Annotated in this window: 21 protein-coding genes; 9 read left to right on the top strand and 12 right to left on the bottom strand. The window is 56.1% G+C overall.

Annotated elements, in window-relative coordinates; translation table 11 throughout:
- Window position 1 precedes the first annotated feature (1 nt).
- The 9 genes from AB7E06_RS04270 to metE form a co-directional block, all read right to left on the bottom strand.
- On the bottom strand, window positions 2–1,360 hold the full coding sequence (locus tag AB7E06_RS04270; RefSeq protein ID WP_427955309.1) for a uroporphyrinogen-III C-methyltransferase: 1,359 nt from the start codon (window positions 1,358–1,360) through the stop codon (window positions 2–4).
- Window positions 1,361–1,384: 24 nt separating this feature from the next.
- The gene (locus AB7E06_RS04265) at window positions 1,385–2,185 is read right to left on the bottom strand and encodes a uroporphyrinogen-III synthase (protein ID WP_427955306.1); all 801 of its coding nucleotides are present in this window, start codon (window positions 2,183–2,185) and stop codon (window positions 1,385–1,387) included.
- Window positions 2,186–2,191: 6 nt separating this feature from the next.
- A complete protein-coding gene (gene hemC, locus AB7E06_RS04260) occupies window positions 2,192–3,154 on the bottom strand; it encodes a hydroxymethylbilane synthase (RefSeq protein ID WP_427955303.1) in 963 nt (320 codons plus the stop codon).
- Window positions 3,151–3,276 carry a hypothetical protein gene (locus tag AB7E06_RS04255; protein ID WP_003799533.1) on the bottom strand — a complete coding sequence of 42 codons (126 nt, stop codon included), beginning with the start codon at window positions 3,274–3,276 and terminating at the stop codon, window positions 3,151–3,153. Before AB7E06_RS04255 ends, hemC begins: the two co-directional genes overlap by 4 nt.
- 4 nt (window positions 3,277–3,280) lie before the next feature.
- Entirely contained in the window at window positions 3,281–3,985 is a 705-nt protein-coding gene (locus AB7E06_RS04250; protein ID WP_346548356.1) for a TerC family protein, read from the bottom strand.
- Between the two features lie 298 nt (window positions 3,986–4,283).
- Window positions 4,284–5,165 carry a succinate--CoA ligase subunit alpha gene (sucD, locus tag AB7E06_RS04245; protein ID WP_094196959.1) on the bottom strand — a complete coding sequence of 294 codons (882 nt, stop codon included), beginning with the start codon at window positions 5,163–5,165 and terminating at the stop codon, window positions 4,284–4,286.
- A 21-nt stretch (window positions 5,166–5,186) separates the two neighbouring features.
- Entirely contained in the window at window positions 5,187–6,347 is a 1,161-nt protein-coding gene (gene sucC / locus AB7E06_RS04240) for an ADP-forming succinate--CoA ligase subunit beta (protein WP_094196960.1), read from the bottom strand.
- Between the two features lie 84 nt (window positions 6,348–6,431).
- Window positions 6,432–7,010, bottom strand: coding sequence for a DUF2889 domain-containing protein (locus AB7E06_RS04235; protein ID WP_230017903.1), 579 nt, complete (start codon window positions 7,008–7,010; stop codon window positions 6,432–6,434).
- A gap of 271 nt (window positions 7,011–7,281) precedes the next feature.
- Window positions 7,282–9,576: a 5-methyltetrahydropteroyltriglutamate--homocysteine S-methyltransferase gene (gene metE / locus AB7E06_RS04230; RefSeq protein ID WP_427955295.1), complete on the bottom strand. Its 2,295-nt coding sequence runs from the start codon at window positions 9,574–9,576 to the stop codon at window positions 7,282–7,284.
- 117 nt (window positions 9,577–9,693) lie between these two features.
- Here metE and AB7E06_RS04225 point away from each other — a divergent pair, with 117 nt between their 5' ends.
- Window positions 9,694–10,614 carry a LysR family transcriptional regulator gene (locus tag AB7E06_RS04225; RefSeq protein WP_121739037.1) on the top strand — a complete coding sequence of 307 codons (921 nt, stop codon included), beginning with the start codon at window positions 9,694–9,696 and terminating at the stop codon, window positions 10,612–10,614.
- 155 nt (window positions 10,615–10,769) lie between these two features.
- Here the strand turns inward: AB7E06_RS04225 and recX are convergent, their stop codons facing one another.
- Together recX and recA are read right to left on the bottom strand one after the other, a co-directional pair.
- Window positions 10,770–11,318, bottom strand: coding sequence for a recombination regulator RecX (recX, locus tag AB7E06_RS04220; RefSeq protein ID WP_257790051.1), 549 nt, complete (start codon window positions 11,316–11,318; stop codon window positions 10,770–10,772).
- Window positions 11,319–11,401: 83 nt separating this feature from the next.
- Window positions 11,402–12,484: a recombinase RecA gene (gene recA / locus AB7E06_RS04215; protein ID WP_230017900.1), complete on the bottom strand. Its 1,083-nt coding sequence runs from the start codon at window positions 12,482–12,484 to the stop codon at window positions 11,402–11,404.
- A gap of 206 nt (window positions 12,485–12,690) precedes the next feature.
- On the opposite strand from recA, the gene AB7E06_RS04210 reads away from it, so the two are divergent.
- The 4 genes from AB7E06_RS04210 (at window position 12,691) to AB7E06_RS04195 (ending at window position 17,590) form a co-directional block, all read left to right on the top strand.
- The gene (locus AB7E06_RS04210) at window positions 12,691–13,380 is read left to right on the top strand and encodes a response regulator transcription factor (protein ID WP_094196964.1); all 690 of its coding nucleotides are present in this window, start codon (window positions 12,691–12,693) and stop codon (window positions 13,378–13,380) included.
- 10 nt (window positions 13,381–13,390) lie between these two features.
- A complete protein-coding gene (locus AB7E06_RS04205) occupies window positions 13,391–14,848 on the top strand; it encodes a sensor histidine kinase (protein ID WP_230017898.1) in 1,458 nt (485 codons plus the stop codon).
- 4 nt (window positions 14,849–14,852) lie between these two features.
- Complete coding sequence (locus AB7E06_RS04200; protein WP_094196965.1) at window positions 14,853–16,526, top strand: MFS transporter; 1,674 nt, start codon at window positions 14,853–14,855, stop codon at window positions 16,524–16,526.
- Between the two features lie 167 nt (window positions 16,527–16,693).
- Complete coding sequence (locus AB7E06_RS04195; RefSeq protein ID WP_108728719.1) at window positions 16,694–17,590, top strand: recombination-associated protein RdgC; 897 nt, start codon at window positions 16,694–16,696, stop codon at window positions 17,588–17,590.
- 33 nt (window positions 17,591–17,623) lie between these two features.
- Here AB7E06_RS04195 and AB7E06_RS04190 read toward each other — a convergent pair whose 3' ends face one another.
- Window positions 17,624–18,676, bottom strand: a complete 1,053-nt coding sequence (locus AB7E06_RS04190) for a helix-turn-helix domain-containing protein (RefSeq protein WP_427955288.1) — start codon at window positions 18,674–18,676, stop codon at window positions 17,624–17,626.
- 113 nt (window positions 18,677–18,789) lie between these two features.
- On the opposite strand from AB7E06_RS04190, the gene AB7E06_RS04185 reads away from it, so the two are divergent.
- From AB7E06_RS04185 to actP, 4 genes are read left to right on the top strand one after another with little or no spacing between them, the layout of a single operon-like run.
- Window positions 18,790–20,397 (top strand): long-chain-fatty-acid--CoA ligase, encoded by a 1,608-nt coding sequence (locus tag AB7E06_RS04185; protein WP_108727596.1) that lies wholly within the window; start codon window positions 18,790–18,792, stop codon window positions 20,395–20,397.
- A gap of 44 nt (window positions 20,398–20,441) precedes the next feature.
- The gene (locus AB7E06_RS04180; protein WP_121739040.1) at window positions 20,442–21,236 is read left to right on the top strand and encodes a crotonase/enoyl-CoA hydratase family protein; all 795 of its coding nucleotides are present in this window, start codon (window positions 20,442–20,444) and stop codon (window positions 21,234–21,236) included.
- Window positions 21,237–21,287: 51 nt separating this feature from the next.
- Window positions 21,288–21,605, top strand: a complete 318-nt coding sequence (locus tag AB7E06_RS04175) for a DUF485 domain-containing protein (protein ID WP_094196968.1) — start codon at window positions 21,288–21,290, stop codon at window positions 21,603–21,605.
- On the top strand, window positions 21,602–23,170 hold the full coding sequence (gene actP / locus AB7E06_RS04170) for a cation/acetate symporter ActP (RefSeq protein WP_094196969.1): 1,569 nt from the start codon (window positions 21,602–21,604) through the stop codon (window positions 23,168–23,170). The genes AB7E06_RS04175 and actP overlap by 4 nt, the downstream gene beginning before the upstream one ends.
- Window positions 23,171–23,241 lie beyond the last annotated feature (71 nt).

Raw genomic sequence — 23,241 nt, 5'->3', positions numbered from 1 at the left:
CTTACCCCTGCGCCTGCGCGGGCTGTTCCGTCTCGGCTTGAGCGGGAGCGCCAGACTCAGCCTGCTCAGCAGCAGAAGCAGCAGGCTCCTCCTGCTTGGCTGGTTCTGTGGATTGAGAAGAGTCGGACGGGACGGGGCCGGTGTCGCCCTGCTCCGTCGTGGTGTCGTCGGTGTTGTTCTGACTACGACCAGCCTGGGCTTGACGCAGGCTTTCAATGGCTGCCAAGGTGTTATTCACGGTAGGCAAACGCGCACCGATGCGAGTGTCTTGCAATTGACGGGTCAGGCGCAAGGCTTGTTGAACCTGATTCGACTGGGTATCAAAGCGTTTTTCCAGGGCCGTCGCCACCGCATTGAGCTCGGTCTGCCAGACAGCAGACTGGTTCATCATCATGGCCAACTGTGCGGCCATAATGCGCAGACGCAGATTTTCACGTAGACGGGCGGCCTGATCGGGCGACATCAACAAAGCAGCGGCATCGTCTACACGACGAATGGAGACAAACTGCCCCAGATCGTGGCTGACAGAGCGCCACGCACTACTTCCCCACTGCTGCACCGTATTCCAGCTGCGTTCCCACCAAGGGGCATCCGCAGGCAACTCGGCAGACGCAACCGACTCGGACGACAAGTCCAGGGCTTCGGTGTTCGCACCGCCGGCAACATCATCGGGCACCAGCAAAGGAGCTTCCGATACGTAGCGCGACAAGGTGTCCAGTTGGCGGGACAAAGAGGCCACATCCACTGTGGCTGCCGCTCGAAGGCGTTCCAGATCGCCATTCAGGGTTTGTTGCAAGGAGGCCAGACCGACACGATTAGCACGCGCCAACTGCGCCTGGGCGGCTTCCAGAGAAACGATGGCGTTGGCTACATTGCCACCGAGCATCAGTTGTTGCTGCGCAATCGTGGCCAAGTGATCGATATCATTTAGCAGAACCAATTCCGAGCCGCTGTCTGTCATGGTCTGGAAGGCTTGACTCAGATCATGAAACTGTTCGGTGGAATCGTTAAAGGATTTCTCCAACTGGGCGAGCTTGTCAGATTGACGCTGTGCCAATGCCAGCGCCTGCTGCGCGGTTTGGCGCGCCTGCTCCGTGGTGTTGATATTGGTTGCCAGTTGGGCCTGCAGCTCGGCCTTGTGCTTTTCCAGCAATGAATTCTGGTACCAAAGACCGGCAGCAGCCAGCACCACAACAACAGCCGTCAAGGCATAAGCCGGACCTGCACCACTTTTACGCTGTTCAGGCGTGGTGGTGCTTTCTTTAGGATCGGAGTACGGACGAGAAGCCGGTGTACTGGCTGGGCTGGAAATCGGAGTCTCCGGTTCGCTTGCGGATGCGTTCTCTGTTTTATCGTTCATGGCAAGATTGTAATCCGTGTAAGGCTAATCGCGCGAGAGCACCGCCATCAAGGCAGCGACAATGTCATCATCGTCTGGCGTACACCTTTTTACCATTGGTGGCGCTGTGATTCCAGCCTGCCGCAATAAGGACTGTAAATGTTCCTCAATACGCGGATGAATGACCACATAGGCGCATCGCGCCCAAACGTCCATCAAACCCAGGCTTTGGACATTAGCAAATACCGCATCGGCACTTTGAGAGCTGCTAAGCAACACGGCCAGACGGCCCGCCTGCAAACTGGCACGAATTTGACGCCCCTGCTCCACGCTCCACTGAGCAGGACTACGCTGGTAAATGGCCAGACGCTGAACCTGAATACCGCGTTTCTCCAGTTGTTGCCCCAACCACTCACGGCCATTATGGCCACGCACAATCAGCACCCGCTCAAGTTGCACGAGCCGAGGCTCCAGCACCGTCCACAGGGCCTCTGAATCCTGCAAAGAGTCAGCACTTTCAGGGTGTAGTACAGCTTCTGAACACACGCCCGGCTGGGTGCGTAGGCGGGTGGCGGTGGCCAAACCAACAGCGGCCAGCAATACGTTGTTAGGCCAGCTCCGGCCACGCGCCTGCAAGGCCGCAAAATAGAAATTAACGGCACTGCTGCTCACAAAGAGCACCAGATCAAAATCGTTGGGGTCTTGCCATTGTTCCTCAGACAGGTTTTGAGCCTGTAGGCTCAAGGCAGGTAAGACCAAGGAAGAAAAACCCTGCACAGCCAGGGCAGCCGACAGGGTTTCATTCCGTCCCGCAGGGCGGGTCAGCAAGACACAGGGCAGGTTCATGCCGCTTTACTCACCTTCTACGGGTAGTTCCGTAAGCAAGCGATCCAGAATGGCTTGGGCACCTTGCTGCTTCAGGTCGTCCGCCAGAGACAGACCCAGCTCTTCCGCATCTTTAGCTGCACCACTGATCTGGGCACGGTAAACCGTGGAACCATCAGGCTCGGCCACCAGGCCGCTTAGATTCAGTTCGTCACCATCCAGCGTGGCATAAGCGGCCAAAGGCACCTGACAGGAACCGCCCAAGGCGCGCGATACAGCCCGTTCGGCCAGCGCACACACATGGCTGGTGGAATGAGCCAAAGGCGCCAGCCAGTAGGCCACATCGGTACGGGTTTTCAGGATCTCGATGCCCAAAGCCCCCTGTCCGGCCGCCGGCAAGCTGTCTTCAATCGAAATGTAATCGCGGATACGTTCGGCTAACTCCAGACGGCGCAAACCAGCCGAAGCCAGAATGATGGCGTCGTAATCGCCACGATCCAGCTTGGACAAACGTGTCTGGACATTGCCACGCAACGGACGGATGTCCAGGTGCGGGTAGCGTTCACGAATCTGAGACTCACGACGCAAGCTGGAAGTCCCTACGATGGCACCAGCAGGTAAAGCCGCAAGATTGGCATAAGTATTGGAAACAAAAGCATCGCGTGGGTCGTCCCGTTCCATGATGATGGGCAGATCAAAGGACTCGGGCAATACCACTGGCACATCTTTCAAAGAGTGCACCGCCAGATGGGCACGGCCATCCAGCAAGGCGGTTTCCAGCTCTTTGACAAACAAACCCTTGCCGCCCACCTTGGACAACGTACGGTCCAGAATCTGATCGCCACGGGTCGTCATTTCGAGCAAGGACACCTTGCATTGCGGGTACAGCTGCTGCAAACGGTCGCGTACATGCTTGGCTTGCCACAAGGCCAGTTGACTGGCACGAGTGGCAATCACCAATTCCTGAGGAGTAGAAGCCACAACAATCACGCAGCGAAGTAGCGCACGATAGCGGCAGCAACAATACCGATAATGGCCAGGATACCTAAGCCTTGTAGCAGCGACAGACCGCTTTCCTGACCTTTGGCGTCAGAGGATTTAAAAATTGCCATAGAATTATGCTTCCTTGGTAGAACCTTTACGGTGCGCCAGCCACTTGCCCAGCGCCACCACTAATAAGGCACAAACAATCTCGACTCCGAGTTTAACAGGCTGAGGCTGCACGCCAAATTGATTTTCCACAATCCTGTCTGTGACCAGCATACCGCCTGCAATCCAGCCTAACAAAGCGCCACCCAGGGTCACCACGATAGGGAAACGGTCGATCAATTTCAGGACCAGAGTGCTGCCCCAGACAATAATGGGGACACTGAGCAATAAACCAAAGATCACATAGCCCAACTGGTGGTCCAGATGCGCGTTTTGCGCTGCACCGGCAATGGCAATCACGTTATCCAGGCTCATCACAAAGTCGGCGATGATAATGGTTTTAACGGCGGCCCAGATCGTGCCGCCCCCTTGGATATTGCCGTGCGCATCATCGTCGGGCATCAACAGCTTGATGCCGATCCACATGAGCAAAAGACCGCCCACCACTTTCAACAAGGGCAGGTCCAGCAAGGTCAGCGCAAAGAAGATCAGGATGACCCGCAGAATAATCGCGCCTACAGTGCCCCACAAAATGCCTTGCATGCGCTGCTGCTGAGGCAGGTTGCGGCAGGCAAGCGCAATCACAACCGCATTGTCACCACCGAGCAGAATATCAATCAGTACAATTTGAAACAGTGAACCCCAATGCAGGGTTTGGAGAAATTCAATCATTTCGTTCCCGTGTCGCTAAACGTGAGCCCTCTTCCCAGACGCTGGACAACTTTTCTTTTTTTGTAGCCAGGCCGTTCCAAGACAACAACGCCCCTTAACGCAGCAAGCTAATCCTAGCCTATGCAAGATGGGGGCTTTTTCTTACTTGATTCGTTTGAGCATGATCAGGCTGGCCAGATTCGGGAAGGAATGCGCCCGGTTGTGGTGTTTTTCTTGACGAAACCGGCTGGCCAATCTTGCCCGGCTGCCTAAAGCAGCCAGACAACGAGCCCGCCGAAGCGGGCCCTGGTACGACTATTTACAGCACTGCCTTGAGCAGCTTACCCATTTCGGATGGGTTACGAGTGGTACGAATACCGCAGGCTTCCATCACTTCCAGCTTGGCATCGGCCGTATCGGCACCGCCGGAGATCAGGGCACCAGCGTGACCCATACGTTTTCCGGGAGGCGCTGTCACACCAGCGATGAAGCCAACAACGGGCTTGGTCATATTGTCTTTAGCCCACAAAGCCGCGTTGACTTCGTCTGGACCGCCGATCTCGCCAATCATGATAACGGCATCGGTATCAGGATCGTCGTTGAACATCTTCAGTACGTCGATGTGCTTCAGACCGTTGATTGGGTCGCCACCGATACCCACAGCCGAGGATTGACCCAGGCCCAGTTCGGTTACTTGTGCAACGGCTTCGTATGTCAGCGTGCCGGAGCGGCTGACCACACCGATGCGGCCCTTGCGGTGAATGTGGCCGGGCATGATACCGATCTTCAGCTCGTCAGGAGTGATCAGACCGGGGCAGTTCGGGCCCAGCAGCAAGGTTTTGCGGTTTTCAGCGCGCATGCGGTTGCGAACTTCCAGCATGTCGCGAACAGGGATGCCTTCGGTAATGCAGATAACCAGGTCCAGGTCCGCTTCGACAGCTTCCCAGATGGCAGCAGCAGCGCCTGCGGGTGGAACGTAAATAACCGACACGGTCGCGCCAGTTTCAGCCTTGGCGTCGGACACGGAGGCGTAGATAGGTACACCTTCGAAATCCTCACCAGCACGCTTGGGGTTCACGCCAGCCACAAAGGCTTCCATGCCATTACCGTATTCACGGCACATGCGGGTGTGGAACTGGCCGGTCTTGCCGGTGATCCCTTGCGTGATGACTTTGGTGTCTTTATTGATCAGAATCGACATTTGCTAATCCTCAACCTTTTCTTACTTGGCGGCAGCGACAACAGCAGTCGCCGCTTCGGCCATGGTGTCAGCACTGATGATGGGCAGACCGGAATCGGCCAGCATTTTCTTGCCCAGCTCTTCGTTGGTACCCTTCATGCGTACCACCAGAGGCACGTTCAGGTTGACGGCCTTGCACGCAGCGATCACGCCTTCAGCGATCACGTCGCAGCGCATGATGCCGCCGAAGATGTTAACCAGAATGGCTTTGACGCCCTTGTTGGCCAACATGATCTTGAAGGCTTCGGTCACTTTTTCGGCCGTAGCGCCACCGCCCACGTCCAGGAAGTTGGCAGGCTCGCCGCCAAACAGCTTGATGGTGTCCATGGTTGCCATAGCCAGACCAGCGCCGTTCACCAGGCAGCCGATATTGCCGTCCAACTGGATGTAGGCCAGATCGTATTTGCTGGCTTCAACTTCAGCAGGATCTTCTTCAGCCAGGTCACGGAAAGCCACGATATCGGGGTGACGGAACAAGGCGTTGCCATCAAAGTTGAACTTGGCGTCCAAAGCGATGATGTCGCCCGAGCCGGTCAGGATCAGAGGGTTGATCTCGGCCAGTTCAGCGTCGGTTTCGGTGTAGCACTTGTACAGCTTCTGGAATTCAGCAACGGCTTTCTCGATGGAAGCGTCAGGAACGCCGATACCGCGAGCCAGCTTGGTAGCTTGCTCGTCGGTCAGGCCAACGGCAGGGTCCACGAATTCTTTCAGAATGGCGTCGGGGTCACGCTCGGCCACTTCTTCAATTTCCATGCCGCCTTCGCTGGACGCCATCACGGCCACGCGCTGGGTAGCACGGTCGGTAACGATACCGACGTAGTATTCCTTCTTGATGTCCGCGCCTTCCTCGATCAGCAGACGGCCCACTTTCTGGCCCTCAGGACCCGTTTGGTGAGTGATCAGCTGCATGCCCAGGATTTCCGAGGCCAGTTGACGCACTTCGTCAATCGAGCGAGCCAGCTTGACGCCACCGCCCTTGCCACGGCCACCGGCGTGAATCTGGGCTTTGACAACCCACACAGAGCCACCCAGCTCCTGCGCAGCTGCAACCGCTTCATCGACGGAGAAGGCAGGAATTCCGCGTGGCACGGCAACGCCAAACTGCTTAAGCAGTGCTTTGCCCTGATATTCGTGAATTTTCATGTGATACCTGTCAGTCTAAAAACACAATAAAAAAAGAAGGCAGGAACTCCAGGCCAGAGCCCGAGACCTGACTAAAACAAAAAACTAGTCCATCCCGTCGGTGACTTTGGGTCGATACCAGATGGGATAAAACTCCTCAACCACGGGACCGCTCAAACGCAAGGCATGACAGCCATCCAGGTGGAAAGGCTGCTTATCGGTGCGATAGATTTCTGATTCTCCACTGCTGCGACGTCGCCCGGCCATGGTCTGTACCGCAGTAGTTGGCAAAACCTGAGCCAACTCGCTCATGTGCGTACAGCCAGCCGAGCGCCCAAAGCGCTCTTTGACACCCTGACGAAACTGCTTGAGCAAATTCAGGCCTACCAATTTCCGGTAGGCGTGCGAAATGGACGAGCAGTTGTCCTGATAAGGGGCCGCATCGTAGACCGCCACCGCATCCACAATCTCGAAGCTGCTATCGATGGTGATACGCAGATGCATTAAATGCACAGGATCGCCTGCCTTGTGGGTTTGGCCATTGCGTATGGGAAAGTCGTAGGACTTCACATCCAGCAGCGAGGCCTCCAGATCCCAGAGGCCATCTTCCCGTGCAAACGACTGTACCGTGATGGTACGGGTATGCATTGGTTCACGGGCAATGGACGGCGGGGGCAAAGGCATTGATATGGACGAGGCGGCAAGATTGAAACCGATCAAGTATAACGCACCTCGTATGTTCCGTATCAGCCACTTACATAATCAGCAAGCACATCCAAAGCGGGCCAAACACAGGGTCTACGCGGCGTCGATACTACGGTATACCAAATTTGCATGAAAAAAACGACCGCCCGGCGGGAGGTCGCTTTTTCATGCTAGGAAAATCCGGCAACAAGGTGGGACGTGCGCTGGCCTGACATTCCATTCAGTCGGTTTATTTCATGCCTGCACTAAATCAGGCAGCCGCCCGCAATGCTTTGGCCGCATCCACCATGGCCTGCAAGGAAGCTGCCGTTTCAGCCCAGCCCCGCGTCTTCAAACCGCAATCCGGATTCACCCACAAACGGTCGGCAGGCAGGCGCTTGGCGGCCTCCCCCAGCAATCGGACCATCCAGCCCTTGTCAGGCACATTAGGCGAGTGAATGTCGTAAACACCCGGGCCGATGTGGTTGGGATACTCAAAGCTCTCGAAGGCATCCAACAAGAGCATGTTGGAGCGTGAGGTTTCGATCGTAATCACATCTGCGTCCATATCGGCAATGGACGGCATAATGTCGTTGAACTCCGAATAGCACATATGGGTATGGATCTGGGTTTCGTCGGACACGGCGCTGGTGGACAGGCGAAAGCAATCCACTGCCCAGTCCAGATACGCCTGCCAATCCCCATGACGTAGCGGCAAACCTTCACGAAAGGCCGGCTCATCGAGCTGGATGACACGAATACCCGCCTGCTCCAGATCCAAGACCTCATCGCGCAGGGCTAACGCCAATTGACGGCAGGTATCGGCGCGCGGCTGATCGTCACGAACAAAGGACCACTGCAACATCGTCACCGGGCCGGTCAGCATGCCTTTGACGGGACGCTCGGTCAAAGACTGGGCATAAGAGGACCAAGCCACGCTCATCGGTGCCAGCCGCAACACATCACCAAAGATAATTGGCGGCTTGACGCAACGCGAACCGTAGCTTTGCACCCAACCATTTTGCGTAAAAGCAAAACCACCCAACAACTCCCCAAAATACTCCACCATATCGTTGCGCTCGGCCTCGCCATGCACCAAAACATCCAGCCCAACGCGTTCCTGAAAACGGATGACTTGCTCGATTTCAGCCTGCATGGCTTTTTCATAAGCCGCATCACTGAGCGCACCGCCACGCCAATCGCGTCGAGCCGTACGAATTTCAGTGGTCTGAGGGAAGGAACCAATAGTGGTGGTGGGATAGGCGGGCAAATTCAGCTTGTTGCGCTGAGCTTCAATACGTTGAGCAAATGGAGTTCGTTGACGCTTGAACTGGTTAATTTTGGCCATCTGGGCTTGTACCGCAGGATTGTGCGTACGCTTGGACTCACGGCGCGTTTTCAAAGCAGCTTGTTGAGCTTGAACCGCCTGCTGCCCCGCTTCATCCAAGGTACCATCCAGCAACCCTTGCAACAGCTTGAGTTCATCAAGTTTCTGCACCGCAAAGGATAGCCAGCTCTTTAGTTCAGCATCCAGGCCTGTTTCACTCTGTACGTCCACGGGCACATGCAAAAGTGAGCAGGAGGGTGCTATCCACAGTCGCTCACCCAAGGCCGCTTTCAAGGGTTCCAGAGTTTGAAGTGTTTTTTCCAGATCAGTACGCCAAATATCGCGCCCCGAGATGACGCCGGCAGACAGCACCTGGTCTTGCCCCAATACCGCTTGCACCGCCTGTAAAGCAGCCGGTGCGCACACAGCGTCCACATGCACGCCCGCAATGGGCAAGTCTTTCAAGACCGTGACATTTTCGTGCAGATCATCAAAATAGGTCGCCAGCAGCAGCTTCAAACCGGATTGGTTCAGGCTTTGATAGACACAACGGAAGGCGTCCTGCCACTCTTGAGGCAAATCCAGAACCAGAACAGGTTCATCAATCTGTACCCATTCCACACCCTGGGCTTTGAAACGAGCCAGCACTTGCTCATAAACTGGTAACAAGGCGTCCAGCAAAGCGAGCTTGCCCACATCGGCCAAGCCCTCATACGCATCTCCCTTACCCAGCCACAACCACGTCAAGGGACCAGGAATCACGGGCTTGACCTTGTACCCCAGAGCCTTGGCCTCCTCAATCTGCTCAAACAAGAACTCACGGGCTATCCGAAAACCTTGACCTGGTGCGAGCTCGGGGACGATGTAGTGGTAATTCGTATTGAACCATTTGGTCATTTCACAAGCGGCGACAGCCCTACCGCTGGGCGCACGGCCACGCGCCATGCGAAACAAAGTATCCAAAGACACGGGGGCATTTTCAGCCTGGCCGAACCGGGCGGGAACCGCTCCCAGCAAGGTGCTCCACTCCAAAATCTGGTCATACCAGGCAAAATCACCCACAGGCACGGTGTCCAGGCCTGCCTTGCTTTGCAAATCCCAATGCCGAGCACGCAAGGCCTTGCCTGTATCCAAGAGCTCTTGCTGGCTTACCTGGCTGGCCCAATAGGCTTCCAAAGCGCGCTTTAATTCGCGTTGTATCCCCATACGGGGAAAACCCAGATTATGAATAACAGTCATAGTAAACCCATAAATTAGAAATAAGCGGCCCGCATCAGGCGCTCGAAAACTATTGTGCCTGTATAATTACTTGAAAAAAAATCAAATAAACCATGCTAATTATGAGTTTCTCTCAACATGCTTGAAATTCGTCATCTCGAGACCCTAACCGCCATTCGTGACAGCGGCAGCTTGCAGGAAGCCGCCGAGCGTCTACATGTCACACAGTCCGCCCTCTCGCACCAACTGCGAGATCTGGAGGTGCGACTTCAAGTGCAATTACTGAACCGGCGTACCCGCCCTGCCCGCCTGACCACGGCTGCCTTACGCATCCTGGTTCTGGCCGATGACATCTTGCCGCGTGTACGTGCTACCGAACGTGATCTGCAACGGCTTGCCGCCGGACGTACGGGGCGCCTGCATGTGGCGATTGATTGCCATTCCTGCTTTCAATGGTTGATGCCCGCGCTGGACGCATTCAGGCAGCAATGGCCTGATGTCACGCTGGACTTGAGTGCGGCGTTTTCTTTTGCGCCCTTGCCCGCCTTGATGCGAGGGGATTTGGATGTGGTGATTACGTCGGACCCACAGGACAATCCCGCCGTCCACTACGAGCCCCTGTTTCGCTACGAATTGGTGCTGGCCGTATCCAACCAACATCCTTTGTCACAGTACCGCTATGTAGAGCCTTTCCAACTGACGGATCAAGTCCTGATTACCTACCCGGTAGAACGCAATCGTCTGGATATTTTCACGCAGTTCCTGACACCAGCCGATGTGGAGCCTGCCGCTGTTCGACAGGCCGAACTGACGCCCATGATCGTGCAACTGGTTGCCAGCCAACGCGGCGTGACGGCTTTGCCGAACTGGGCTTTGACGGAGTTTCTGAACCCGGCTTCGATTCGTACCTGCCGTTTGGGCGAGCACGGTATCTGGCGTACGCTTTACGCCGCAGTGCGCAGCGAGGACTTACAGGCGGATTATGTACAGGCCTTTTTGGCGCAAGCACGCGAGACCTGCTTCAAAAGCCTACAAGGCATTGTGGCCGCGCAACCTTGAACTATTTAACGGTGGCATAGCAAAACACCTGAACCGCTATATAGATAAAGGGGACGTATTAACGAGCGTACTCCACACTTGGGCAACGTACGTTTTTTATGGCCGCAGCATACAGCCTAGAGGTGCCGCAAAGCATTGCCGATGAAGGGGCGCACTCAAGCCGGATCGTCTTCCCAATCACCCAATATTTGCTGCAAGATACGACCCGAGAAGCCGCGGCTGGCCATGAAGCGATATTGTTTGGCGTAACTGCGAGGATCATCTGGTGGCGCACTGAATTTCTTGCCCCACACTTGCTTAGCCCGTTCCAGCTCGGTCGCCATCAATTCTTCTTTGATGATCTCGGTCTGCTCTACATCCACGCCATGCTGGCGCAGTTCTTGCAGAATGACCCGGGTGCCCACACGCGAGGCACGGCGGTTCACGACACTATGCGCAAAGCGCTCGTTGGACAGCCATTTCTGCTCGACCAAGGCGTCGAGCAAGGCTTCCACTTCTTCAGCACTTTCTGCATGAGGGGCCAGTCGGCGGCCCAATTCCAGGCGCGAGTATTCGCGTCGGGATAAAAAATTCAAGGCTCTGGCTTTAAGAGACAGCCCCGGCCGTTTGGACGAGGCTTTATTTTCCGTAGCCGGCGCAGTATCACCCGAACGATTTTCTACATTTCTGCCCGCCCGTGTGGGTCGGGCAGAAAGCGCAGCAATGCGCTCCCTTTGAGCTTGTTTACGTTCCCGGATTTCTTCCGGGTCTGTCTCAAAGGGTTCATCATCGAACTCTGGGGGGAAAATCAGACTTCTCCCTGGGCCGGATCAACCACAGGGGCCGTAACTGGGCGGCTGGTTGCGGCGCCCATCAAGACAACGCCCAATTTTTCACGCACTTTATTTTCGATTTCACGGGCCAGTTCGGGGCGCTCTTTCAGGAATTCACGCACATTGTCCTTACCTTGGCCAATGCGGTTGCCGTCGTAGCTGTACCAAGCGCCCGCCTTATCGACCACGCCCGTTTGCACACCCAGATCGATAATCTCGCCTTCACGAGAAATACCGCTGCCGTACATGATGTCAAATTCGGTTTGCTTGAAAGGCGGTGCAACTTTGTTCTTGACCACTTTGACTCGGGTTTCGTTACCCACCATTTCGTCGCCACGTTTAATGGAACCGATACGGCGAATGTCCAGACGCACGGAAGAATAAAACTTCAGTGCGTTACCACCCGTGGTGGTTTCAGGGTTGCCGAACATGACACCAATCTTCATGCGAATCTGGTTAATGAAGATCACCATACAATTGGCGCGCTTGATGGTTGCCGTCAATTTACGCAAGGCCTGGCTCATCAGGCGGGCTTGCAGACCGGGCAGGGAATCGCCCATATCGCCTTCGATTTCAGCCTTGGGAGTCAGGGCCGCCACTGAGTCGATAACGATCAGGTCAACCGAACCCGAACGCACCAGGGCTTCAGTAATCTCCAGGGCCTGTTCGCCGGTATCGGGCTGAGAGATCAGCAGATCACCCAGGTTCACGCCCAGCTTTTGCGCGTACTGCACATCCAGCGCGTGCTCGGCATCAATAAAGGCACACGTGCCTTTAAGTTTTTGCATTTCTGCAATGACTTGCAGAGTCAACGTGGTTTTACCCGAGGATTCCGGGCCGTAAATCTCAATAACTCGACCGCGTGGCAGGCCACCGACGCCCAAAGCAATGTCCAGACCCAGCGAACCCGTAGAGACCACCTGGATGTCATGCTCGACGTTGTCGTCGCCATAACGCATGATCGAGCCCTTGCCGAACTGCTTTTCGATTTGCGACAGAGCGGCGGCCAGCGCTTTGGAACGTTCCGAGGCCACTGCTTTACTGTTTTTATCGTCCATGAAAAATCCTTGACTGTGGAATGGCGCCCCAACGGACGGGCACGGCAATTAAAAATCAAACCTAATTATTGCATCAAATTATACTGTATATATACACAGATATTCAAATATATTCACCAAGCGCCATCGTTATCCCCTACTGACCGGCCTGTCGAGCTTATGCAACAATGCCGAACAGCCATTCAATCATTTGTTTGTGTAGGGTCATGCGCATACTCATAGCCGAAGACGACAGTATTCTCGCGGATGGACTTTCTCGTTCCTTACGCTACGAAGGCTATGCAGTCGATGTCGTGCACGATGGCGATAGCGCAGACTCCGCCTTGCAGCTGCAAAGCTTCGACCTTCTGATCCTGGATCTGGATCTGCCCAAAAAAAACGGCCTGTCGGTGCTGCAGTCAATCCGCCAGCGCCAGGACACCTTGCCCGTTCTGATTCTGACCGCCAGCGACACCGTAGAACAGCGCGTACGCGGTCTGGACCTGGGCGCGGACGACTATATGTCCAAACCCTTTGCCCTGACCGAGCTCGAAGCCCGTGTACGTGCCTTGACGCGTCGCAGCACGGGCACCAGCAGCGCTTTGCTGCATCACAAACGGCTGAGCTTCGATCTGAAAGGGCGTATGGCTTATATAGATAATCAGCCTTTGGAGCTGTCGGCACGCGAAACCAGTTTGCTGGAGATTTTCCTGTCGCGCAGCGGTCGCATGATCAGCAAGAACCAGTTTGTGGACCTGCTCTGCGAGTGGGGCGAGGAAGTCACCCCGAATGCCATCGAGGTCTACATCCACCGCCTGCGCAAGAAGTTGGAGCCTAGTGGTGTACGCATCCTGACTGTGCGGGGTTTGGGATACTGTCTGGAACCAGAAAAACTGCGAGAAGACGCTCCAGCCTAAGGGATCGTCCATGCAGCACGCCAGCCCGCCCCCAAAAAATACCGACGCACGCGCAAAAGACAAGCGCGTGGCTCCGCGCCCGCTCATCCACAAGATCATGATCTGGATTTTCGGGCCTTTGTTCTTGCTGTGGACAGTGGGCATTGTCATTACTTATTTCATCGCCCAGCACATTGCCAACTCACCCTATGACCGCACCTTGCGCGATCACCTGGACTTGCTGCGAGTAGAAATCAGCCGTCAGGACCTGAGCCAAGCCATTCATTTGTCACATGGCGCGCAGACGATTTTGCGGCAGGAAAGCCCGACACCCACGTTATGGCAAATCCGCGATGCCAATGGCCAGCCGCTCGCTGGGAATGCCAGTTTGCCGGTTCCCGATAGCTGGAGCTACGACACCGACTTGCTGCGCTACCGAGACGTCACTCTGAACGATCAAAGTCTGCGACTGGCCTATGTCTGGGGCGGCAAGGACAAGAACAACACGCCCTTTCTGGCGGTTGCCGCCGAAACCAATGAACATAGAGCGGTTCTACACAGAGAAATTCTGATCGGGATGCTGACACCGCAATTTATTCTGGTGCCGCTGGCAGCCATGCTGGCGGGCCTGGGACTCACTCATGGCCTGGAGCCGCTGAACCTGCTGCAAGCGCGCTTGCGCGCCCGTGCGCCGGGCGATTTGTCACCCGTGGATCAGGAACAAGCGCCTGCCGAAATCGTGCCACTGATTGATGCCATGAATGGGCTACTGGCCCAGCAAGCACAGTTTTCAGCAACTCAACGCCAGTTTGTCGCCAATGCTGCTCATCAACTGAAAACTCCGCTTGCCGGGATACGCACCCAGGCCGAACTGGCCTTGCGCGAACGTGACCCAAAGCAGACCGAAGCCAGCCTGCAACAACTGGTACGCGGCACCGACCGCGCCACGCGTCTGGTTACCCAAATGCTGGCCTTGGCCCGCGCCGAGAGCAGCGACACCCTGTACGCCTCCACCCAGCAAACCCTGGACCTGAATACGCTAACCGAATTGCACGTAGGCCAACGTGTACCCGATGCCCTAGAGCTTGGACTGGACCTGGGCCTGGAAAACCATACCAAAGCCATCCTTTTGCAAGCCGATCCGGTCCTGCTCGATGAACTGATCAACAATCTGCTGGACAACGCCCTGATCTACACCCCGAAGGGCGGGTGGGTCACCATGCGTACCGGCCAGGCCCCAGGCAAAGCGTGGCTGGAAATTGAGGACAACGGACCCGGCATTCCCACTGAACATCAAGCACGGATTTTTGATCGTTTTTATCGCATCATGGGCAACCAGGCGGACGGTAGTGGTCTGGGGCTGGCCATTGTGCGGGAAATCGCCGAGATTCACGGCGCCTCTATCGACTTTATGCCACTGACTGGGGGCCAGGAAAGTGGCCTGCGCTTGCGAGTCAGTTTCCCACTGTCTTTGCCTTGGAGAGCCTGAACCCATGCCCCAGACAATCACCAGTGCTGCCCTTCCGAAAACCAAGAACAAACTGGATAGCCAAGGCCGCAAAGTTATTTTTGCCTCCGCCCTGGGCACCATGTTCGAGTGGTACGACTTTTACCTCTACGGCTCCATGGCCGCCATTCTGGCGCAACACTTCTTTTCCGCCGTGAACCCGACGGCCGGCTTCATCTTCGCCTTACTGGCCTTTGCCGCCGGTTTTGCAGTGCGCCCTTTTGGCGCCCTGCTCTTTGGTCGAATCGGCGACCGTGTGGGCCGTAAGTACACCTTTCTGATCACCATCTTGCTCATGGGTCTGTCCACCTTTCTGGTGGGTGTGCTGCCCAGCTATGAGGCCATCGGAATTGCCGCCCCCATCATGCTGATCGTTCTGCGCCTGCTGCAGGGGCTGGCCATGGGCGGCGAATATGGCGGTGCCGCCACCTATGTGGCTGAATACGCACCCCAGCACCGACGCGGCTTTTACACTAGCTGGATTCAGACCACCGCGTCAGTCGGTTTGCTGCTGTCCCTGCTGGTCATCATGGGCATACGCAGCCTGGTCGGCGAAGACGCTTTTGTCGTGTGGGGCTGGCGCATTCCATTTCTGATTTCCGTTCTGTTGCTGGCCATCTCCGTGTGGATACGGATGAATCTAAAAGAGTCCCCGGCCTTTCAGCACATCAAGGAAGAAGGCACGCTATCGACCTCGCCTATTACCGAGTCTTTTGGCCGTTGGGCGAATCTGCGTATTGCCTTGCTGGCCTTGTTTGGGCTGACCGCAGGCCAAGGCGTGGTGTGGTACACGGGGCAGTTTTACGCCTTGTTTTTCATCACCCACATGCTGGGTTTGCACCCCACCCTGGCGCAAACCTTGATGGTGATTTCTCTGTTACTGGCCACTCCGCTGTTTATCTTTTTTGGCTGGCTCTCAGATCAAATCGGGCGCAAACCCATCATCCTGACGGGCTGCTTGCTCGCTGCCCTGACCTATTACCCGGCCTTCCAGGGCCTGGCCTATTTTGCCAATCCCGCTTTGGTCCAGGCGCAGCGCAACGCCCCCGTGACGGTCATCACCGACCCGGCCAGTTGTTCTTTCCAATTCAATCCGGTGGGCAGCCATACCTTCACCAGCTCTTGCGATATCGTGAAGTCCTATATGGCCAGCCACGCTGTCAGCTACAACAACGTCACGGGCTCACCCGGCCAGGTGGCCCAGGTGCGTATTGGCGATCATGTTATTGACGGCTTTGAAGGCGGGGATCTGAGCCGAGCCGATTTTGCTCGCCACTCGCAAGAACTAAAAAATGAACTGACCCAGACCATGCGCCAGTATGGCTACCCGAACGGTGCTGATCCGGCCCAGACCAATAAAGTCATGCTGGTGCTCCTGCTGACGTACCTGGTGGGTCTGGTCACGGCGGTCTATGGCCCTATCGCGGCCATGCTGGTGGAAATGTTCCCGATTCGCATCCGCTACACGTCCATGAGCCTGCCCTATCACATCGGCAACGGCTGGTTCGGGGGATTTTTACCCACCCTGTCCTTTGCCATCATTGCCGTCACCGGCAATATATATGATGGTTTGTGGTATCCGATCTTGATCTGTCTGGTAACCGTTGCAATTGGCGCTCCCTTTGTGCGGGAAACCCGCCACAACGACATAAATCGTTAGCAACGCCCTGCATCAGAACGCTTTTCGCCTGCCATTGCGCGCCCCCTCTCAGGCAAATGCAAGGGTCCGTAAATGGCCGGGCGACACAAGAAGATCTGCGCGTACAATCGAACATTGCCTCGGGCATGGTGCCCGCTTCCTTTATCTGTTTAATTATCTTCGTATCCATGTGGTTTAAGAATCTACGCATCTATCGTCTCTCCCCCGACTGGGTATGTTCCGCCCAAGAGCTGGAAGAAGCTCTGTCCAAACACAGCTTCACCCCTGGCTCCAGCCAGGAGCCGTTGAGCCTGGGCTGGGTCAGCCCCCGCGAGAACAATGCCCTGGTACATGAAGTCAACGGCCAGTACCTGATCGCTTTGCGTGCCGAAAAGAAGCTGCTGCCCACCACCGTGATCAATCAAGTCGCTCGTGAAAAGGCTCGTGATATCGAAGAGCAACAAGGCTACAAACCCGGCCGAAAGCAAATGAAGGAAATCAAGGAACAAGTCATTGTGGACTTGATGCCTCGCGCCTTCGCCGTCTCACGCGACACCCGTGTGTGGATCGACACCCGCAACCACTGGCTGGCTATCGATGCCGCTGCCACCGCCAAGAGCGACGAAGTGCTGGGACTGCTGGCCAAGAGCATAGAGCCCTTCCCCGTGCAGCCCCTGTACACCGAGCAATCGCCCGCTGCAGCCATGACCTCCTGGCTGGTGGATGAAGAGCAACTGGCCAACTTCACCGTCGACCAGGACACCGAGTTGCGCTCTACTGGCGACAGCGGTGCTGCCGTGCGCTACGTCAAGCAAAGCGCGGATATAGCCGAAGTGCGCAAGCACGTGGAGGCTGGCAAGCAGTGCACCCGTTTGGCCATGACCTGGGCGGATCGCATCAGCTTTGTGCTGACCGACGCGCTGGACGTCAAACGCGTGGCCCCGCTGGATATCCTGACTGAAAAACAAGACGTGACGGCCGTCAACGATGACGAAATTTTTGATGCCGACATGACCTTGATGACCTCCGAGCTGGCCAAGATGATCAGCGATCTGGTCGAAGTGCTGGGCGGCGAACGCAAGTAAAGCCCGTCCACATAGCCCAACAGGAACCGCCCTTCAGGTCAGTTCCTGTTGGGCGGCGCGATACACACCAGGCGTCATTCCCGTCCAATGGCGAAAGGCCCGGTGAAAGGTCGCTGGCGAACTGAACTTCAATGCATAAGCAATTTCAGCCAGCGACATATCTTTGCGCAGCAATTTGAAAATTGCCAAGTCTCGGCGCAATTCATCCTTGATCCCCTGAAACGACAGGCCCTCTTCTTGCAGCCTGCGGATCAAGGTGCGTGCGGACATGTGCAGTTTTCCCGACACATCCTCTAGGGTATGGCCCAAGTCGGCATGCAGAATTTCCCGTACCTTCAGGCGTAAGGCGTGTTCGCGATAGGAGGTAAAAATCCAGTCACGCGGGGCGCGCTCCAAAAAGGCCCGTGCCTCGACCTGCGTTCGTTGCGGGCGCACCTGCCCCAACTCCACCTGAAACAAAATATGCGAACAGGGCACATCAAAACAGACTGAAGCGGGAAACAATACAGAATAGTCCGCCGCAAAGGCCGGTCGAGCAAATGCAAACGCAACCTGTTGCACCGGCACTTCACGTCCCACCAGCCAGGAGACAATGCCGTGCGTGAATTTCAACATGAGCGCATGACCGAAGCGATGTACAACGGCCGTGGAATAACGCGGCACCAATTCAATGCCTAACTCCTTGTCAGTGCGGATCAGGTTCAAGCTGAAATCGTCCAGCAGCAGATTCCAAAACTGGGTAAAACGATACAAGGCCACATTGATGGAAGGCGCATCTCGCACGGTGCGCACAATGTACTTCAAGGCCCCTGAACGAATCGGACGTGTCCAAAAACCCATCATTTCATCACCTGTTTTCTTGGCGCTTTCCTGATACAAGCGCACTAACTGATCCCGCGTCAGCCGGGCACCGGGCCGATCAATAAAGCCCTTCACAATGCCCGCCTGCTTCAAGCACTGATCCAGAACCTCTTCCGAATAACTGGTGCGCAGGCTGTGAAACCAGTCTTGCACCAGATCCAGCGCCACCGTGGCAGTACGTGCGGCATCGATAGGCACGGGAAGCGCGCCGGGTGCACCATTCATTTTGTCATCCCCTCTAAGATTGTCACTTTTTGCATACTCGGCGTCAGTATTCGCTATTGGGTAAGGTGCTAAACCATCCTATGCTGACACACATAATACAAGGAGACATCACCATGTTAGGCACTGGAAATATGATGCACATGCCCTTGCTCATCAGTTCAATTCTCACCCACGCCCTAGAGAATAACCCTGAGCAGGAAATTGTTACCGCTTTGGATAATGGCGAGCTACATCGCTACCGCTATCTTGAATTTGCCCACCGAGTTCAGGATCTGGCCCTGGGACTGCACCGTGCAGGTCTGCAGCCCGGCGAGCGCGTGGCGACTTTGGCATGGAATACCTACCGCCACCTGGAAATTTACTACGCCACCTCGGGCATCGGTCTGATCTGTCACACCGTCAATCCCCGTCTGACGTACGAGCAAATTGCCTTCATCATCAATGATGCCCAAGACACGGTGATGTTCTACGACGAACATTTCGAAGAAATGGTCAACTATCTGCGCGGCCAATGCCCCACCGTCACGCAGTGGGTGCGCATGGGCAGCCAGGCCCACGGCCCGTTGGCTGACGAATACGAAAGCTGGCTGGGCAATGACACCACCGGCTTTACATGGCCCGTGTTTGACGAGAACACGGCCAGCGGCCTGTGCTACACCTCCGGGACCACGGGTGAGCCCAAAGGCGTGCTGTATACCCACCGCTCCACGCTCTTGCATGCCTACGCCTCGTCCCACCCCAATGCCCTGAGCATCGCCAGCAGCGATACCATCATGCCTTTGGTGCCCATGTTTCATGTCAACGCCTGGGGCCTGCCGTATTCAGGCTTGCTGTCCGGCGCCAAGCTGGTGCTGCCCGGTGCGAACCTGCAAGGTGAACGTATTTATTCCTTATGTGAACAGGCGGGTGTCACTCTGTCTGCGGGTGTACCCACCATCTGGAAAACCGTGCTGGACTACGCCAAAGCGACTGACAAACCGTTCAGCACCTTGAGCCGAATTCTGATTGGCGGCTCGGCTTGCCCCCCCAATATGATTGCCACCTGGGCCAGCTACGGCATTACCGTTCGCCACGCCTGGGGGATGACGGAAACCTCGCCGCTGGGCACGGTATGCCAATTGCTCCCCAAGCACAGCAATCTGCCCGAAGCGCAGAAACAACACGTGCTGGCCTCGCAAGGCCGAGCCCTGTTCGGCGTGCGCCTGAAAACCGTCGACGACCAAGGCAATACCTTGCCACGCGATGGCAAGAGCAGCGGCCACCTGCTGATCCAGGGCAACTGGATCATGGACCGCTATTACGGCAAACCTGATCTGGCCAGTGAAAACGGCTGGTTCCGCACAGGTGACGTAGGCGCCATCGACGCCGATGGCTACGTCTACATTACCGACCGCAGTAAAGATGTGATCAAGTCCGGTGGCGAATGGATTTCCTCGATCGAGATCGAGAACATCGCCATGGAAGAACCCTTGGTCGAGCTGGCAGCCTGCATCGCCCAAGCGGACGACAAGTGGGGGGAACGCCCTGTGCTGTTCGTGGTGCCACGCGAAGGGGCTGATCTGGACGAGACCCAGATGCTGCGCCGCTATCAGGATCGTGTCACCCGCTGGTCGGTACCCGACAAAGTAATTTTCATCGACCAGATGCCCATGACGGCAACTGGCAAGATCCAAAAAATGGCGCTGCGAAAAATGCTGGCCGATCAAACCAATCCCAGCTGACGTGCACTGCCGCCCTCGCGATTACGTAACACAAGGAGTTTTTTATGGCCGCCCCTTTCCTGCTGACCACCGAGTTGGACAACATCGGAATTGTCACGCTGAACAAGGCGCACAAGCGCAACGCCCTGGATGAAGATGCCATTGCTGAAATTGATGCGTACTTCTCCACTATTCCCGAGCACATCCGGGTCATTCTGATGAAGGCAGAAGGCGACCATTTCTGCGCGGGCCTGGACCTGAAAGAACACCACGACAAAGAACGCGGCGCGGTGGATTTTTTGCGCGTTTGCCAAAGCTGGCACCGTGCGTTCGACAAGATCGAACATGGTGGCATCCCCGTCATCGCCTGCTTGCAGGGCGCCGTCGTGGGCGGTGGTCTGGAACTGGCCAGTGCGGCGCACATTCGTGTCGCAGACAGCAGCACCTTTTTTGCCCTGCCTGAAGGCACACGCGGCATCTTTACCGGTGGTGGCGCTACCGTGCGTACCGCCAAAATCATCTCCCCCAACCGCATGATCGAACTGATGCTGACAGGCCGCGTACTTGATGCCGTGGAGGGAGAACGATTGGGCTTGGCGCATTACGTATGCAATAACGAAGCCAACCCTAAAACTGCTTATGAGCTGAGCCTGGAACTGGCCCAGCGCATTGCAGGCAATGCCATCTTGTCGAACTACGCCATTGTCAGCTCGATCAGCCGCATTGCCGATATGTCTGCCACCGATGGCCTCTTTGCCGAGGGCTTGATGGCAGCCGTAGTACAAACCGGGCGAGATGTGCAAGACCGCTTGGGGGAGTTTGTTAATAAGAAAGCTCATAAAGTGAAGCCGACCAAATAACATCGGCCAGGCGAACATGGGCAGTAATCACAACAATACGGAGACAAAACCATGCTGTCGCATCAAGAGTTAAGCCGGAAACTAGCCGGACTACAGGAATATGAGCAACTCAAGTCGCAGCGGCGGCGTCTGGCATTTGCCTGCGCCGGCCTCTGCCTGGGGCTGACGGGCCTGCTCATCGTAACGGCCATTTTTTGGCCCGGCGTTCTAACCCATGAGCTGGGCAGTGGAGGAGCTGTCAACAGTGGCATGGTGTACGGAATAGGACTGATTTTTGTGTCCTGGTTATTAACCGGCGTGTATATCCATATCGCCAACACCCGCTTTGACCCGCTGTGCGAGCGAGTACTGGCAAAGGTACGCCCATGAATACACAAGCCATTCTGATCTTTGCGGCTTTTGTCCTGGTTACCCTGGGCATTACCTACTGGGCCTCGTCGCGCACACGTTCCAGCTCGGACTTTTACACGGCAGGAGGCGGCATTACCGGCACGCAAAATGGCCTGGCCATTGTGGGCGACTACATGTCCGCTGCAACCTTGCTGGGCATTTCGTCCCTGGCTTTTACCAACGGCTTTGACTCGCTGCTGTATGCGGTTTGCGCCTTCATGGGCTGGCCGATCATCATGTTTCTGATTGCCGAGCGCCTGCGCAACCTGGGCCGCTACACCTTGAGCGACATCGTCTCATACCGGCTGGATGAACGCAGCACGCGCATCTTTACTGCGATCAGCTCGCTGACGGTAGTGCTGTTTTACCTGATCGTGCAAATGGTCGGCGCAGGGCAACTGGTGCAACTGCTGTTTGGCATCGACTACACCTATGCCGTGGTGGCCGTGGGCTTGCTCATGATGGTGTACGTCGTGGTGGGCGGCATGGTGGCAACCACCTGGGTACAGATCATCAAGGCGATTTTGATGATGGGTAATGGCTTTTTGATGGCTGCCCTGGCCATGTGGTATTTCAACTTTGACTTTTCTGCCATGGTCAGCGCTGCTGCCGATCATCATCAGGCAGGCCAAGCCATGAAGGGCCCCTGGAAGCTGATGGCCGATCCGTTCTCGGGTCTGTCCCTGGCCGTTTCCCTGGTGTTTGGCATTGCAGGTCTGCCCCACATCATGATGCGTTTTTTCACCGTACCTGATGCACGCGCAGCCCGTAAATCGGTATTCGTGGCAACCGGGCTGATGGGCGTGTTCTTTGTGGTGATCTGCTTTCTGGGTCTGGCTGCCATGGCCATCTTGCCCAACCACCCCGAGTTCTATGTGGATGGCAAGGTTGGGGGCATGGTGTTGGGCGGCTCGAACATGCCTATCATGCATCTGGCAACGGCCTTGGGCGGCAATCTGCTGTTTGGTTTGCTGGCCGCCGTGTCCTTTGCCACGATTCTGGCCGTGGTCAGTGGCCTGACCTTGGCAGGAGCATCAGCGGTCGCTCACGATCTGTACGCCAAAGTCATCCGCCGTGACGACGTCACGCCATCGCAAGCCATGCGCGTCAACCGCCTGGCATCAATCGGTATTGGGTTCGTCGCCATTTTTCTGGGCCTGCTGTTCCGTGGCCAAAACGTGGCTTTCCTGGTTGCCCTGGCCTTCAGTATTGCCGCCTCGGCTAACTTCCCGGTCTTGCTGATGTCCATGTACTGGCGCGGTGTCACCACCCGAGGCGTTATCTATGGCGGTTTGAGCGGCCTGCTCGTGGCGCTGGGCCTGGTGATTCTGTCTCCAGCCGTGTGGGTACGCATTCTGGGCTTTTCCGAGGCAGTATTCCCGTATGACTTCCCCACCCTGATTTCCATGCCTTTGGCATTTTTCATGATCTACTTTGTATCAAAACTGGACAACAGCCGTCGCGCCAGCCAAGACCGTGATGGGTTTGACGCCCAGCAAGTCCGCGCTGAAACCGCAGTTGGTATTGCCGCTGTGTCTCACTAGGTCCCTGGTACGCTGGCGGTAGCCCAGCCCAATCAGGTTACCGCCCCTTGTTTTAATTCATCCCAGCAGGA

The organism is Alcaligenes sp., from assembly GCF_050255915.1.
Taxonomy (GTDB): Bacteria; Pseudomonadota; Gammaproteobacteria; order Burkholderiales; family Burkholderiaceae_B; genus Alcaligenes; species Alcaligenes aquatilis.
This window is presented reverse-complemented; position numbering and strand designations above follow the sequence as displayed.